The sequence below is a fragment of the Streptomyces sp. NPDC045021 genome (genome assembly GCF_056432645.1).
The window spans coordinates 866,300-880,136 of the sequence record NZ_JBWKIQ010000002.1 but is presented as its reverse complement, the minus strand read 5'-3'; the positions used below and the strand labels follow the sequence as shown (position 1 = coordinate 880,136).

The 13,837-nt window shown below is 70.7% G+C and carries 13 protein-coding genes; 5 read left to right on the top strand and 8 right to left on the bottom strand.

Annotated elements, in window-relative coordinates:
• Window positions 1-96 precede the first annotated feature (96 nt).
• Genes AC07DC_RS11150 through AC07DC_RS11140 form a run of 3 tightly spaced genes read right to left on the bottom strand, consistent with a single transcriptional unit; the run spans window position 97 to window position 2,224 of the window.
• On the bottom strand, window positions 97-1,041 hold the full coding sequence (locus AC07DC_RS11150; protein ID WP_478913973.1) for a glycosyltransferase family 2 protein: 945 nt from the start codon (window positions 1,039-1,041) through the stop codon (window positions 97-99).
• Window positions 1,038-1,775, bottom strand: a complete 738-nt coding sequence (locus tag AC07DC_RS11145; protein ID WP_478913971.1) for a glycosyltransferase family 2 protein — start codon at window positions 1,773-1,775, stop codon at window positions 1,038-1,040. The genes AC07DC_RS11150 and AC07DC_RS11145 overlap by 4 nt, the downstream gene beginning before the upstream one ends.
• On the bottom strand, window positions 1,772-2,224 hold the full coding sequence (locus AC07DC_RS11140; protein WP_478913969.1) for a DUF2304 domain-containing protein: 453 nt from the start codon (window positions 2,222-2,224) through the stop codon (window positions 1,772-1,774). Before AC07DC_RS11140 ends, AC07DC_RS11145 begins: the two co-directional genes overlap by 4 nt.
• A gap of 309 nt (window positions 2,225-2,533) precedes the next feature.
• Here AC07DC_RS11140 and AC07DC_RS11135 point away from each other — a divergent pair, with 309 nt between their 5' ends.
• Window positions 2,534-3,859 carry a lipopolysaccharide biosynthesis protein gene (locus AC07DC_RS11135; protein WP_478913967.1) on the top strand — a complete coding sequence of 442 codons (1,326 nt, stop codon included), beginning with the start codon at window positions 2,534-2,536 and terminating at the stop codon, window positions 3,857-3,859.
• Window positions 3,860-4,141: 282 nt separating this feature from the next.
• On the top strand, window positions 4,142-5,818 hold the full coding sequence (locus AC07DC_RS11130; RefSeq protein WP_478913966.1) for a hypothetical protein: 1,677 nt from the start codon (window positions 4,142-4,144) through the stop codon (window positions 5,816-5,818).
• A 93-nt stretch (window positions 5,819-5,911) separates the two neighbouring features.
• On the opposite strand, the gene rfbD is transcribed toward AC07DC_RS11130, so the two are convergent.
• A complete protein-coding gene (rfbD, locus tag AC07DC_RS11125; protein WP_478913964.1) occupies window positions 5,912-6,883 on the bottom strand; it encodes a dTDP-4-dehydrorhamnose reductase in 972 nt (323 codons plus the stop codon).
• Window positions 6,880-7,866, bottom strand: a complete 987-nt coding sequence (rfbB, locus tag AC07DC_RS11120) for a dTDP-glucose 4,6-dehydratase (RefSeq protein WP_478913962.1) — start codon at window positions 7,864-7,866, stop codon at window positions 6,880-6,882. Before rfbB ends, rfbD begins: the two co-directional genes overlap by 4 nt.
• 139 nt (window positions 7,867-8,005) lie before the next feature.
• Here rfbB and rfbA point away from each other — a divergent pair, with 139 nt between their 5' ends.
• Both rfbA and rfbC read left to right on the top strand, forming a co-directional pair.
• Window positions 8,006-8,887 (top strand): glucose-1-phosphate thymidylyltransferase RfbA, encoded by an 882-nt coding sequence (gene rfbA, locus AC07DC_RS11115; RefSeq protein WP_478913960.1) that lies wholly within the window; start codon window positions 8,006-8,008, stop codon window positions 8,885-8,887.
• Window positions 8,884-9,486 (top strand): dTDP-4-dehydrorhamnose 3,5-epimerase, encoded by a 603-nt coding sequence (gene rfbC / locus AC07DC_RS11110; protein WP_138353537.1) that lies wholly within the window; start codon window positions 8,884-8,886, stop codon window positions 9,484-9,486. Before rfbA ends, rfbC begins: the two co-directional genes overlap by 4 nt.
• A gap of 54 nt (window positions 9,487-9,540) precedes the next feature.
• Here rfbC and purU read toward each other — a convergent pair whose 3' ends face one another.
• Window positions 9,541-10,395, bottom strand: coding sequence for a formyltetrahydrofolate deformylase (gene purU / locus AC07DC_RS11105; RefSeq protein ID WP_478913958.1), 855 nt, complete (start codon window positions 10,393-10,395; stop codon window positions 9,541-9,543).
• Window positions 10,396-10,441: 46 nt separating this feature from the next.
• Window positions 10,442-10,888 (bottom strand): SCO4402 family protein, encoded by a 447-nt coding sequence (locus AC07DC_RS11100; protein ID WP_478914120.1) that lies wholly within the window; start codon window positions 10,886-10,888, stop codon window positions 10,442-10,444.
• Between the two features lie 154 nt (window positions 10,889-11,042).
• Between AC07DC_RS11100 and AC07DC_RS11095 the strand changes: the two genes are divergently transcribed.
• Entirely contained in the window at window positions 11,043-12,302 is a 1,260-nt protein-coding gene (locus AC07DC_RS11095; RefSeq protein WP_478913956.1) for an ABC transporter substrate-binding protein, read from the top strand.
• 80 nt (window positions 12,303-12,382) lie between these two features.
• Here the strand turns inward: AC07DC_RS11095 and AC07DC_RS11090 are convergent, their stop codons facing one another.
• Window positions 12,383-13,825, bottom strand: coding sequence for a hypothetical protein (locus AC07DC_RS11090; protein WP_478913955.1), 1,443 nt, complete (start codon window positions 13,823-13,825; stop codon window positions 12,383-12,385).
• Window positions 13,826-13,837 lie beyond the last annotated feature (12 nt).

Sequence of the window (13,837 nt, the reverse complement as noted above, 5' to 3'; positions counted from 1 at the left end):
TACAGGCGGGCAGGATCGCGGAAATAGGAATTCGCCCGGCCGGGCGAAGAACGTCGATAACGATTCGTTCACCGCCGCGGTGCAGCTGAGTAACAATCAGGCCGTGGGACCCCTACCGATGGAACCAAACGCGTGCCGAATCAATCCGGGGGTGCTCCCCCGGGGTCCCCGGCGGGCCGCTGCCGGCAGCAGGGTGAGCGCGTGCAGCCGTGAAGACCAGTACCGGCGGGAGGCCTTGGCGGCGCGGTTCCAGCCGTGGGCCGTCAGCCGTTCGGAGGTCTCCCGGAAGAACCGCCGTGCCTCGTCGAAGCGGTCCCCCGAAAGGGCCTTGGCCGACGACTCGCTGACGGCATGTCTGCGGTACTGGAAGCAGACGGTGTCCGTGACGACCAGTGAGGCCCCGTCGAGCAGCAGGTCGACGACGAGCGCCAGATCCTGGATGACCCCGAGGTCGGCCCGGAAACGGAATTTCCGCATCGCCTCGGTACGCCAACAGATGGACGGGAAGTAGAGCCAGTTGCCGCGCAGCAGGCTCACGGCCAGGTCCTCACCGCTGAGCGTGAGGGGCCGCGGGCCCTTCGGCGCGTAGAGCCGCTCCTTGGTGGTGTCCACCAGGGTGCGGGACAACCGTCCCTCGCCGTCGATGACATCGACGCCGGGCTGCACCATGGTCGCCTTCGGCTCATGGTCCAGGGCGGCGCGCACCGTTTGCAGATAGTTCGGCAGCAGCAGGTCGTCGCAGCCCATGAGGACGGTGTGCTCGCCCTCCGACAGTTCGACGCACCGGTTGAAGTTACCCGTCACCCCGAGGTTCTGCTCGTTGCGGAGGTAGCGGACGCGGTCGTCGGCGAGGGCCGCGAACCACTCCGGTACGCCCGCCTCCTTGCCGTCGTCGACCACGGTGAGCCGCCAGTCGTCGCCGTCCTGGGCCAGCACGCTGCGGACGGCGTCCTGCATCAGGGTGACGTCGCCGTAGTACGGCATCAGGATGTCGAAGCGCGGTCCGGCGGAGCCGCCGCCGGACGGAACGTGGTCCGTCATGCCGAGACCATCGTGTGCGGGGCCTGGGACGGCACCCGCCGGATCAGCGCGAGCAGCAGGACCAGACCGGCGCGGGCCAGGTACACCATCGCGCGCAGCGGCGAGTGGCTCGGCTTGCCGGTGGTGCGCGGCCGCATCGCGACCGGGACCTGCCGGACCGTGTAGCCGCAGCGGATCGCGCCGACGGTGCTCTCGACCGTGTCGCCGAGGTACTCCACCGGGTACCAGCCGGCGAAGAACTCGATCAGGTCGCGGTTGCAGGCGCGGAAGCCGGAGGTTGCGTCGGTCAGCCGGGTGCCGGCCAGCCGGGACATCACTCCGGAGAGCAGCCGCATCGCCCAGCGGCGCGGGCCGCGGGCCTGGTAGTCGCCCTCGCCGCCGAAGCGGGCGCCGACGACGAGGTCCGCGTTGTCGAGTTCGCGCAGCAGGGCCGGCACGTAGCTCGGGTCGTGCTGGCCGTCGGCGTCGATCTGGATCGCGACGTCGTAGTTGTACTCCAGCGCGTAGCGGTACCCCAGGCGCATGGCACCGCCGACACCGAGGTTGTACGGCAGGCGGGCGACGATGACGCCCTCCGCCGCGGCGACCTTGGCCGTCCGGTCGGTGGAACCGTCGTCCACGACGAGGATGTCCACGTCGGGCAGTTCCTTGTTGATCTCGCCCAGGGTCGTCGCCAGCCCGGCGTCCTCGTTCCATGCCGGCACGATCACCAGCACCCGTCGGCCATCGATCATGCCCGGGCCTCGCGATCGTCCGTAGGGGTGGTGGCGGTGGTGGCCTCGGCGGCGGTGTCGCCGTCAGCAGCCGTGACCGGAGTACCGGCGGCCGGCGTGCCGGCGACCGGCTTCGTCGCGTTGGCCGGCATCGGGTCGGCGCTCTGCGCCAAGTGCGCCCGGATCAGGGCCACTTCCTCGGCCAGGGTGCGCGTCTCGGCTTCGAGACGGCTGGACTCCCAGCTCAGGTGCAGTGTGACGAGCAGCACAAGGACGAAGCCGGCGAAGAGCACCAGGCTCACGCCGGAGGCGACGCCGAGCTTGTTGGCGATCGAGTCGAGCCACGTCGGGAAGAAGCCGAGCGGGGCGATGATCAGGCCGATGAGCAGCCACAGGGCCGCATACTTCTCGCGCAGTTGCTGGCGACGCAACAGCTCGACGATGCATCCGAGCACCGCCAAACCGGTCACCGAGGTAAGTACGGACAATTGCACGATTCAGCCGTCTTTCCGGTCGGAGTACGAGGCCGCCGCGTCACACCGGCGTCGGCTGACGTCCAGGGAATGACCGGCTACCTGGCAGAGGGCGAAGAAGACGTCCCGCCAACCCGCGACTGGGTGGCGACGTCACACACGCTGCCGGACACGGCGCTCATGGTACCCCTTGGCCACAAGAGCCGAAAGCCGGGTGGACGCCCACGCCCCAGGGGCTCCGACCCTGCTCGGGGGAACCGGTGCGGCGGGTACCTGTCATATCCGCCGGGGTATTCTTGCCGCCACATGAAGTCGCCCACAGCACTCCTGCGCACGCTCCCCACCGGGACCCTTCTCGTCGGGGCCGGGGTGGCGGCGAACGCCGGCGCCTCGTACATCTTCCTGGCCCTGGCCGGCCGGACGCTCGCCCATGACGACATGGCCCAGATCTCCGTCCTGTGGTCGGTGATCGCCTTCGCGGGCATCGGGCTGTTCTTCCCCGTCGAGCAGGAACTGACCCGGGTGGTGGCCGCGCGGACCGCCTCCGGGCTGGGCGCCGGGCCCGCGATCCGGCGCGGAGTACTGACGGCGACGGCGCTGCTGGCCGTGGTCCTGGTGGCGCTGGCCGCGGCCTCGGGCCCGCTGGCGGATCTGCTCTTCAACGGCGACCGGGCGATGGTCGCGGTCCTGGGTGCGGCCTTCGTGGGCTGGGCCGCGCAGCACACCGCGCGCGGCATTCTCGCCGGGTACGGGAACTTCCGCTGGTACGCCGTGCAACTGACCGCGGACGCGGTCCTGCGGGTGGGCGCCGCGGTGGCGCTGCTGGCCGTGGACGGCTCCTCCCTCGCGTTCGGTCTGGCCATGGCGCTGGCTCCGCTGCCCGCGGTGCTCCTGTGCGTGCCCGCGATGCGCCGGGCGGCCCGGCCGGGCCCGGCCGCCGGCATCAGCGAGATGCGCAGCGGCTTCGGAGTGCTGCTCGTCTCGACCCTGCTCATGCAGGCCGTGGCCAACGCTCCGGTCGTCACCGCCAAGCTCCTCGACCCGGACAACGCCCCGCTGATCACCGCACTGGTCTCGGCGCTGATCCTGGTGCGGGTTCCGCAGTTCCTGGTCAGCTCCATGCAGGCATCCCTGCTGGTGGAGCTGACCGGCCGGCACACCGACGGCGACAAGGCCGGCTTCCTGCGCACGCTGCGCAGCAACCTGATCATGGTGGCGGCGCTCGGAGCCGGCTGGGCGGCCGTCTGCGCGGTGATCGGGCCGGCCCTGAACGAGACCGCCTTCCACGCACCGCCGGCCCTCAGCTCCACGGACTTCGGCCTGCTGGGCCTCGGCGCGGTGGCCCACCTCGCGGCGATCGTGCTCAGCAGCGCCACTCTGGCCACCGGCGGCCACCGCGTCCTGTGCGCCGCCTGGACCGTCGGGGCCCTCGCCCTGGGCACCGCCCCCTTCCTGCCCGGTGGCACCGCGTTGCAGGTCGAGCTGTCGTACGCGATCGCCGCCGGCGCCGCGGCCGTCGCCCTGCTCTTCGGACTCCGCTCCGGCCTGCGCCACTTCGACCGCCCGCTCGACCCGACGGACCGGACCCTCGTCGGGGACGCCGAGGCGATCGGCACGGTCAAGCCCGGCTGACGGCCCCCGCCCGTCACCTGCCGGCCGCCCGGCGGCAAACCGCGAACAGTATTCCCGTACGATCTGGAACGCTGTCCCGCCGTACCTCATCAGTACCGGTGTGAGCAGCACCTCACACGTGAAGACGGCGGTGAGCACGCCGACCGCCTCATCCGTCCGGCTCCGGCACACGCATATGACCTCGTAGACGGTCACGCCGTCGCCAGGACGACCGACCGGATCGCTGGAGCTGACTGAGATATGACACCGACCGAAGCGCCGAGGGCGCCAGGAGCAGCAGGGGTGCTCAGCACCGCCGCTGCCGCTTTCAAGCCCTGGCGCAAACGGCTGGCGATGATCGCGGCCGAGTTCGCCGTCGCGATCGTGGCCGCTCTCGCCTTCGCCCGGTGGAGCACCACCATCGCGGTCAACCCGATGACCCGGATCGGTCAGGTCAGCGGGCTGGCAGCGCTGCAGTTCCGGCTCATCGCGGTGGCGCTGCCACTGCTCGCCCTCGTCCTCTGGTCGGTCTTCAAGGCCAGCCCGCGCGTGCACCGCATCGTGCTGCGCCTGGTCTGCGCCGCCATCGCCGGACTGGCGACGGGCATGACGGCCGGCGGACAGGTCGTCGCCCTGCGCGACACCCCCTGGCCGCTGAACGGCCAGAGCGGCGACAACGGGCGCCTGGAGGCGTGGGCCACCCAGATCCAGCAGACCGGCCACATGGTCAACATCTACCCGCCGGTGCTGCCGCACCTGACCGCGTTCTGGGCCGACCACTTCGTCAGCAACCACCAGTCGGCGTTCGCCCTCAAGTGGATCCTGATCATCTCGATCGCGCTCACCGGCCCGGCCGCGTACCTGGCCTGGCGGATGTTCCTGCGGCCGCTGCCGGCCCTCGGCGTCGGCATGCTGGCCGGCATCCCCTCGGTCGTGGTCTACAAGCCGTACAGCCCGCTGGTCCTCGTCGTCCTCATCCCGCTGCTCGCCAAGCTCCTGCAGCTGATGCGCAATTCCCCGCGCCGGCCGTACCCGGCCGTGGCATGGCGGGGCGCGGCCGTCGGCGCGATGCTCGGCATCCTGTTCATCGTCTACTCCGGGTGGCACGTCTGGTCCGCACCGGGGATACTGCTCGCCATCGTCGGGCTCTTCCCCTGGCGCTCCGGGCGTGACGGGATGCTCCGGGCCGGCACGTTCCTCGGGACGGCCCTGCTGGCGTTCCTGATCATCGGCGGCAAGTACGGCTACATGCTGCTGTCGGCGGCGGACAGCACCAAGGACCGCTTCTGCTCGACGCTGACGCTGGTCGACCCCGGCTACATCGCGATGACGCCGTTCTACACGCGCAACGCCAACCTGCCCGGCATGTGGCCGCCGCCGGGTGAACTCGGCGGCGTCGGGGTGTTCACCGCGCTGATGATGGTCGGCGTCGCGGTGGCGCTCACCGTGGGGCTGCGCCGCTCCGCCGTCATCGGCGTCGTCGCCTGCTTCGGCAGCGCGTGGGCGATCCGCTTCTTCTTCGCGTCCCACATGGAGCGCGACCAGGCGGTCCAGCTCTTCCCCCGCACCTACCAGACGCTGCTCTACTGCGGTCTCGCGCTCTTCGGCCTCGCCTGCGTCCTGACCGGCGAGCGCGTCAAGGAGCGGCTCGCCGCGATCCCCGCGCTGCAGTCGCCGGCCTCGTCCCGCAACGCGGGCCGCTACGCCGCGATCGGCGTACTGGCCGCCACCGTGGTGCTCACCGGCATGGCGGCCTCCGCCCAGTCCGACCCCTTCTTCCCGGAGAACCCGAAGGGCGTCAGCACCATGGGGCGGCTCGCCTACCAGGCGCACCGGATCGCGAAGCCGGACGGCACCTGCTCCAAGTTCGCCCCGCACGGCACCTGCGACCCGCCGCGCAAGCTCAACCCGAAGTCCCCGCCGGAGGCGGACGCGCTGCTGCACGGCTGCGAGTACACCTGGCGCAAGGACCAGCCGTAACCCGATGAAACAGAGGAGGGGCACCCGCTCGGGCGGGTGCCCCTCCTCTGTCGTTCTGCGGTCTTTCGCCGTGCGGCCGGCGGCCGGTGGGACTCAGGCTCCGGCGGGGAACGTTCCCGCCGCGACCGCGGCTTCCAGTTCCGCACGCCAGTCGGCCATCGCCGGCAGCCCGGCGGCCGCCCAGCGGTCGTGGCCCAGCACGCTGTAGGCCGGGCGCTTGGCCGGCCGGACGAACTTGTCGGCCGTGGTGGGACGGATCCGCTCGGGGTCGAGCCCCGACAGCTCGAACGCGGCGCGGGCCAGGTCGTACCAGGTGGCCTGGCCGGAGGCCGTGCCGTGGTACACGCCGGCCGGCGCGTCGCCCGCGAGCGCGGCGCGGCCCAGCTCGGTGAGCCGGACAGCCAGCGCGCGGGCCCAGGTGGGCTGGCCGAGCTGGTCGTTGACGACGTCGAGCGTCTCGTGGGTGGCCGCCAGCTTCAGCATGGTCGCGACGAAGTTGCGGCCGTGCGCGCCGTACAGCCACGCCGTGCGGACGGTGTAGCCGCTGTCGGGCAGCAGCTCGGCGACCGCGAGTTCACCCGCGAGCTTGCTGCGGCCGTAGGCGTTGACGGGCCCGGTCGGGTCGTCCTCGCCGTACGGCTTCTCGGCATCGCCGGGGAAGACGTAGTCCGTGGAGACATGGATCAGCAGCGCGCCCGCCGCGGCGCAGGCGGCGGCGAGATGGCGCACCCCGTCACCGTTGACGACGGTGGCGGCGGCCTCGTCGGCCTCCGCGCCGTCGACGTCCGTCCAGGCGGCGGCGTTGACCACGATCCGGTGGCCGCGGACCGCCGCGAGCAGCGCCGTGGGGTCGGTCAGATCGAGGTCGGCGCGGGTGGCGGCGGTGACGGCGGCGGCCGGAATAGGAAGGGGCAGCGCGAAGCGGTTCTGTGGAGGGGTGGTGGCGGGCGACGGGTGGGAGAGCGCCGCCACGACCTCCTGGCCGAGCATGCCGCCGGCCCCCGTCACCAGCCAGCGGGTGACGCCGGCGTCCGCGGTCGGGCCGTTGCTCGGAGCACCGCTCATGAAAGCGCCGCCTTGGCCTTCAGCGGCTCCCACCAGGACCGGTTGTCGCGGTACCAGGCGACGGTGTCGGCGAGGCCCTGGTCGAAGCTGATCAGCGGCTCGTAGCCCAGCTCGGCGCGGGACTTGCTGATGTCCAGGGAGTAGCGCAGGTCGTGACCCTTGCGGTCCTCGACGTACTGGACCATGTCCCAGTCGGCGCCGCAGGCTTCCAGCAGCCGGCCGGCGAGCTCCTTGTTCGTCAACTCGGTGCCGCCACCGATGTGATACACCTCACCGGCCTTGCCGCCCTGCAGCGCGAGCGCGATGCCCCGGCAGTGGTCGGAGACGTGCAGCCAGTCGCGGATGTTGCTGCCGTCGCCGTAGAGCGGGACCTTCTTGCCGTCCAGCAGGTTCGTCACGAACAGCGGGATCATCTTCTCGGGGAAGTGGTGATGCCCGTAGTTGTTGGAGCAGCGGGTGACCACCACGTCCATCCCGTGCGTGCGGTGGTAGGCGAGCGCGATCAGATCGGAGCCCGCCTTGGCCGCGGCGTACGGGGAGTTGGGCGCGAGCGGCCAGTCCTCGGTCCACGAGCCCTCGCTGATCGAGCCGTACACCTCGTCCGTGGACACGTGCACGAAGCGGCCGATGCCGAGCTTGTGGGCGGCGTCCAGCAGGGTCTGGGTGCCGAGCACGTTCGTGGTGACGAACGCGGCCGCACCGGTGATCGAGCGGTCGACGTGGGATTCCGCGGCGAAGTGCACCACCGCGTCATGACCGGGCAGGACGGAGGCGACGAAGTCCGCGTCGCAGATGTCGCCGTGCGCGAACCGGTAACCGGGCAGGTGGGCGACCGGAGCGAGGTTCGCGGGATTGCCGGCGTAGGTGAGTTTGTCCAGTACGGTGACGGAGGCGTCCTCCAGCCCCGGCATCTCCCCTGACAGGACTGCGCGGACGAACTGCGAGCCGATGAATCCGGCGCCACCGGTAACAAGAATGTTCATGAGTGCCAGAGTCCAGTCAGGCCCCTACTGGGGGGCGGCGTAAGATGGTTTGCTTCGCCGTAACTCTAGCCGTTCCCCGAGTGCAGGGGCGATGCCGAGCAGTCATCGGCCGCCTGCCGCCGGAGAAAGTAGAAACAACATGCGTGGTATCCTCCTCGCCGGCGGGACCGGGTCCCGGCTGTGGCCGATCACCAAAGCGGTCTCCAAGCAGCTGATGCCGGTCTACGACAAGCCGATGGTCTATTACCCGCTGTCGACGCTCATGATGGCGGGAATTCGCGACATACTGCTCATCACCACCGAGCAGGACCAGGAGCAGTTCCGCCGACTCCTCGGCGACGGCTCGCAATTCGGCATCAATATCGAATACCGCACCCAGCCGAATCCCGGTGGAATCGCCCAGGCATTCCAGATCGGTGCGGACTTCATCGGCGGCGAGCCGGTGGCGCTCATTCTCGGTGACAACATCTTCCACGGCGCGGGCCTCGGGCGGCAATTGCAGGACCACAGCTCCCCCGACGGCGGCGTGATCTTCGCCTATCAGGTGAAGGACCCCACCGCGTACGGCGTCGTCGAGTTCGACGAGCACGGCAACGCGCTGTCGATCGAGGAGAAGCCGGAGCGGCCGAAGTCGCGGTTCGCGGTGCCGGGGCTCTACTTCTACGACAGCCAGGTCGTGGAGATCACCAACAGCCTCCAGCCCAGCGCGCGCGGCGAACTGGAGATCACCGAGGTCAACGCCACCTACCTGAAGCAGGGCAAGCTCCGCGTCTCGGTGCTGGACCGCGGCACCGCCTGGCTGGACACCGGCACCTTCGACTCCCTCGTCCAGGCCTCCGAGTACGTCCGGGTCATCGAGGAGCGGCAGGGCCTCAAGCTCGGCTGCGTCGAGGAGACCGCCTGGCGGATGGGGTTCATCGACTCCGAGCAGCTGCGCAAGCTGGCCGAACCGCTGCTGAAGAGCGGCTACGGCGACTACCTGATCAACACGCTCGCCCTCGAAGAGGACCTCCCGCGATGAACATCCGACCGCTCTCCTTCCACGGCGCCTGGGAGATCACCCCCCAGCAGCACGGCGACCCGCGCGGCCTGTTCCTGGAGTGGTATCGCTTCGACCGGCTGGAGGCCGAGGTCGGGCACCCGATGCGGCTCGCGCAGGCCAACATGTCGGTGTCGTCGAAGGACGTCGTACGCGGCATCCACTTCGCCGACGTCCCCATGGGCCAGTCCAAGTACGTGACGTGCGTACGCGGCGCGGTGCTCGACGTCGTGGTCGACCTGCGGGTCGGCTCGCCCACCTTCGGTCAGTGGGAGGGCGTCCGGCTGGACGACGTGGACCGCAAGGCCCTCTACATCGCGGAGGGCATGGGCCACGGCTTCTGCGCCCTCAGCGACGACGCCACGCTCTCGTACCTCGTCTCGGACGTCTTCCGTCCCGACAAGGAGCACGGTGTGCACCCGCTCGACCCGGAGCTCGGCATCGACTGGCAGACCGGCGCGCCCCAGCTGTCCGCCCGGGACGCGGCCGCCCCCAGCTTCGCGGAGATGCGTGACGGCGGCCGGCTGCCGGACTTCGACGTCTGCCAGGCCCGCTACAAGGAGCTGGGCGCCGGCGCCTGACCGGCCGGGCCGGGGAATGCCCCGGCCCCCTCCCCCGGCCCCGGGCACCGCGCGTCAGGCGAAGACGACCGTGCGGTGCCCGTTGATCAGGACGCGGTGCTCGCTGTGCCACTTCACCGCGCGCGCCAGCGCCTGGCACTCGACGTCACGGCCGATCGCCACGAGCTGCTCGGGGGTGACCTCGTGGCCCACCCGCTCGACTTCCTGCTCGATGATCGGGCCCTCGTCGAGGGCAGCCGTCACGTAGTGCGCGGTCGCGCCGATCAGCTTCACCCCGCGAGCGTGCGCCTGGTGGTAGGGCTTGGCGCCCTTGAAACTCGGCAGGAACGAGTGGTGGATGTTGATGATCCGTCCGGGCAGCCGCTTGCAGAGGTCGTCGGAGATGACCTGCATGTAGCGGGCCAGCACCACCAGGTCCACGCGCTCCGCCTCGACCAGCTCCAGCAGCCGGGCCTCCGCCACGTCCTTGGTGCCGGCGGTCACCGGGATGTGGTGGAAGGGGATGCCGTACGAGCCGACGAGCTCCTCGAAGTCCGTGTGGTTGGAGACCACGGCCGCGATCTCGACGGGCAGCGCACCGATCCGGGTGCGGAAGAGCAGATCGTTCAGGCAGTGCCCGAACTTGCTGACCATGAGAACGACGCGCATCTTCTCGTCCGCGGGGTGCAGCTGCCAGTCCATCTGGAAGGCGCTGCCGATCGCCGCGAAGCTGGCGCGCAGCTTGTCCGGGTCCACCGGCGGCTCGGCCGTGAAGTGCACGCGCATGAAGAACAGTCCGGTGTCCTGGTCCCCGAACTGCTGGCTGTCCACGATGTTGCAGCCGGTCATGAAGAGATAGCTCGACACGGCATGCACAATGCCCTGCTTGTCGGGACAGGACAGCGTCAGCACATATTCCGGCTCGTTCACCTGGCAAGCCTCGCACACGCCACGGCCGGGGCGGCGCGGCTGTCCGTCAGGCGGTACGCGTGTAGATCGCCAGGACGTCGAGGGAGCGCGGCGGCGCGTCCACGTCGTCCCCGTCGGCCGTCGCGAGCTTGACGTGCGCCTCACGGGCGGCACGGACCGCCTCCGGCCAGGCGTGGTGCTCCAGGTAGGTGCTGACCGGCGCGTCCGCGCCCACCTGGTGCAGGATCTTCAGCACCCGCAGCACCGCGACGTCGACGAGCGCGGCCTCCTGCGAGTCGCGGAAGATCGTGCCGACGTACTTCTCGGCGGACCAGTTGTCGAGCCAGGTGTCCTCGACGAGACGGTAGACGGCGTCGGTGACGTCGCCAAAACCGGGCGCCCCGGCGAGCCAGCACTCCTGCTGGAACACCGGGTCGCTGATCATGTGCAGCGCCGAGCGCACATTGCTGCGCCAGCGCCACCAAGGCATGTCATTGAGCGGCATGCCCCCCATCGTGGAGGAGCGGGCACCGCGGCGGGAAGTCTTCTCCGAAGTCTGCACGGTGACCGATCGTACGTTCCCTCGAATCCGCACCTGTAATTCACCTGAACGTGACGGTGCGTTCTCCCGGGGTCACCCCCGCGTTGGGTGCGGAACGGAAACGTCCATGTTCATGACTGAGCGGCGTTCGCGCAAGGCTGTCCTGTTGGCTGTTTCGACGACCTGCGCGGCGCTGATCAGCGGCTGCGGCGTCATCCCGGGGGGCGCGGGGGGCTCCCCGGGACCCGTGGTCGTCATGACCTGGGCGCCAGACGGGACAAAATCGACAAACATGCCCGGAATGCCCGCCATGGCCCAGGCGTTCGCCGCCCAGATCAACGACTCGGGCGGGCTCAACGGCCGCGAACTGAAGGTCCTCACCTGCAACGACCAGAACGACTCGGTCGAAGCCGCCAAGTGCGCGAAGCGGGCGACGGACGAGGGCGCGGTCGCCGTCCTCGGCTCGTACAGCGAGCACCCGAGCATCTCCACGCTGGAAGCGGCCGGGATCCCGTACATCGGGGGGTACGGGATCACCCAGGAGGAGTTCCAGAGCCCGCTGTCCTACCCCGTCAACGGCGGCCTGCCGGCCCTGCTGACGGGCAACGGGAAGCAGCTGGCCGGCTCCTGCTCCAAGGTGAGCCTGGTGCGGCCCGACACCATCGTCGGCGACCAGTTCCCGCTCTTCCTCGACGCCGGGCTCAAGGCCGGCGGCCGGCCCGCCGCCAACGACCTGCCGACGGCCGACGACTCCACCGAGTACACCGGCGTCGCCCAGCGGGCGGTCGGCAGCGCCCCCAAGGACTCCTGTGTCGCGGCCGTGCTCGGCGACCGTACGGACACGTTCATCGACTCGCTGCGGCGGCTCGGCAACGAGCTGCCGGACGTGCGGTTCTCCTCGGTGATCGGCAGCATCCAGCAGTCGCTCATCGACAGCACCGGCGGGAAGAACAGCCCGCTGGAGAACGCGTTCGCCACCGGCTGGTACCCGCCGACCTCGGATCCCAAGTGGGACGCGATGAAGGAGGTCGTGAAGAAGTACGCCTTCGGTGACAACCGGATCGACGTCGCCGACCCCGGCGTCCAGACCACCTGGATCGCGTACTCGGTCTTCACCGCGGCCGTCCGGGCGATGGGCGAGGAGGAGGTCAACCCCATGAGCCTCAAGCGCGCGCTGGACAAGGCGACCGGCATCTCCACCGACGGCCTCACCCCGGACCTGGCCTGGCGCGACGAGGACATGCTCCCGGTGCCGGGCCACCCGCGGATGGTGAATGCGAAGGTCGTCTACCAGGTCGTCCGTGACGGGCGCTTGGTCGCCGCCCGCACCGGATTCGTGGACATGGCGCCGACGCTGGCCCGCCCTGCGAACCGGAACATGGAATAGCGGAGCACAACCATCTAAAGCGGTTCACAACTGTCCATAACGGCGGGCGCCCGGCAAGGTGCGGGCGCCCGATCGTCGGCTCAGAGCTGGGAGTACTCGCGCTCGGTCAGGCTGTGCTGCTTCGCGATCGCGTTCCAGATGCGGACGGCACGCTTCTTCTGCGCCGTCGCGCTGCCGCTCTCGCGGTCGCCCACCGACTTCACCGGCGTGCCCTTCGCGTGGCCGCCCTTGCAGGTCTTGCCGTCGCTCGCCGCCTGGTCCGCCCAGGAGGCGTACGCGTTGTCGGCCGCGGCCGACGCCGCCCACGCCTTGTTGAGCGCCTCGGTCAGTTCGGCGTGCTGCGGCAGCTGGTCCACCTGCAGGGCCGCGAGGCGGGTGACGAGGGTGCCGCGCTGGCCGGCCGCCGCGCGCAGGTCGCTCGCCGCCTGACCCAGGTTCTTGCAGGACTTGATCGACTCCACCGCGCTCACCACCGAGGACCGGCTGCTGCCGCTGTCCTTGAGCAGCGCGTCCAGGGACTTCGCCTGCTTCGTCGCCGCGTCGTCACCGGCGCCCGTCGGCGCGGACGCTCCGGTCGACGCGGCCGGTGTCTTGCCGCCCTTGGCCGTGTCCTCGCTGTCGTCACCGCCGCCCATGCTGAGCGCGGCGCCCGCTGCCAGTCCGGCCAGGGCGCAGCCGCCGACGACGATGCCGATCACCGCGGCCGCCGAGAGCCGGCGGCGCGATCCGCCACCGCCGCCACCGTTCGGGCCGTTCACACCGTTCGGGCCGTTGGAGCCGTCGTAGGGGTCCGCGTAGCCCGGGGCGGGCGTCGGAGCCTGCGCCGCGGCCTGGACGCGGTACTGCGGTTGGCGCGGCTCCGGCCGCGGCTGCTGCCGGGGGCCGTCCTGCCGGTACAGGTGGTCGTAGTCGCCCGGCGGGGCGGGCTGCGGCGCATCGTACGGCTCCTCGTACGGGGGCGCCTGCGGCTGGTCGTAGGACGGTTCGTCGAAGATCGAGAGCGACAGGTGCCTGGTGGCCTCCGCCTCGCTCTCGGCGGGGTACCCCCCGGGCCCGGCCCCGTCCCCGGGCTGCGCGGGCGCGAAAGGTTCCGGTGCGAAGGGTTCCGGCGCGAACGGCTCGGGATGGAACGGGTCAGGGGTGAACGGCTCCGCGGGCGGCGACGAGCGCGGGTACGGGGGCAGGAACTGGGTGGCGTCCGCCTCCTGCACCGGCGGGGCCGCCATCGGCGGCGTCGGGGGCATCGCGGGCGGTGCGGGCGGCATCGGGGGAGCCGGCGGAGTGGCCTGCGGGTACGGCGGGAACATCATCGTCGCGTCCGCCCCCGCGCCGGCCTCGGGCGGCATCGGCTGCGCGGCGCCCGGCGTACGGTCCCACGGCTGCCCGCCGGCGGGCCGTACCTGGTCGCCGTAGTGCTGCGGCGGCTGCTCCGGTGGCAGCACCACACCCCTGCGGGGCTCGGGTGTCCCCGGGCTCTGCCGGTACTGATCGTCCGGCGTCTCGTCGCCGTGTCCGCTGTGCATCGCCGGAACTCC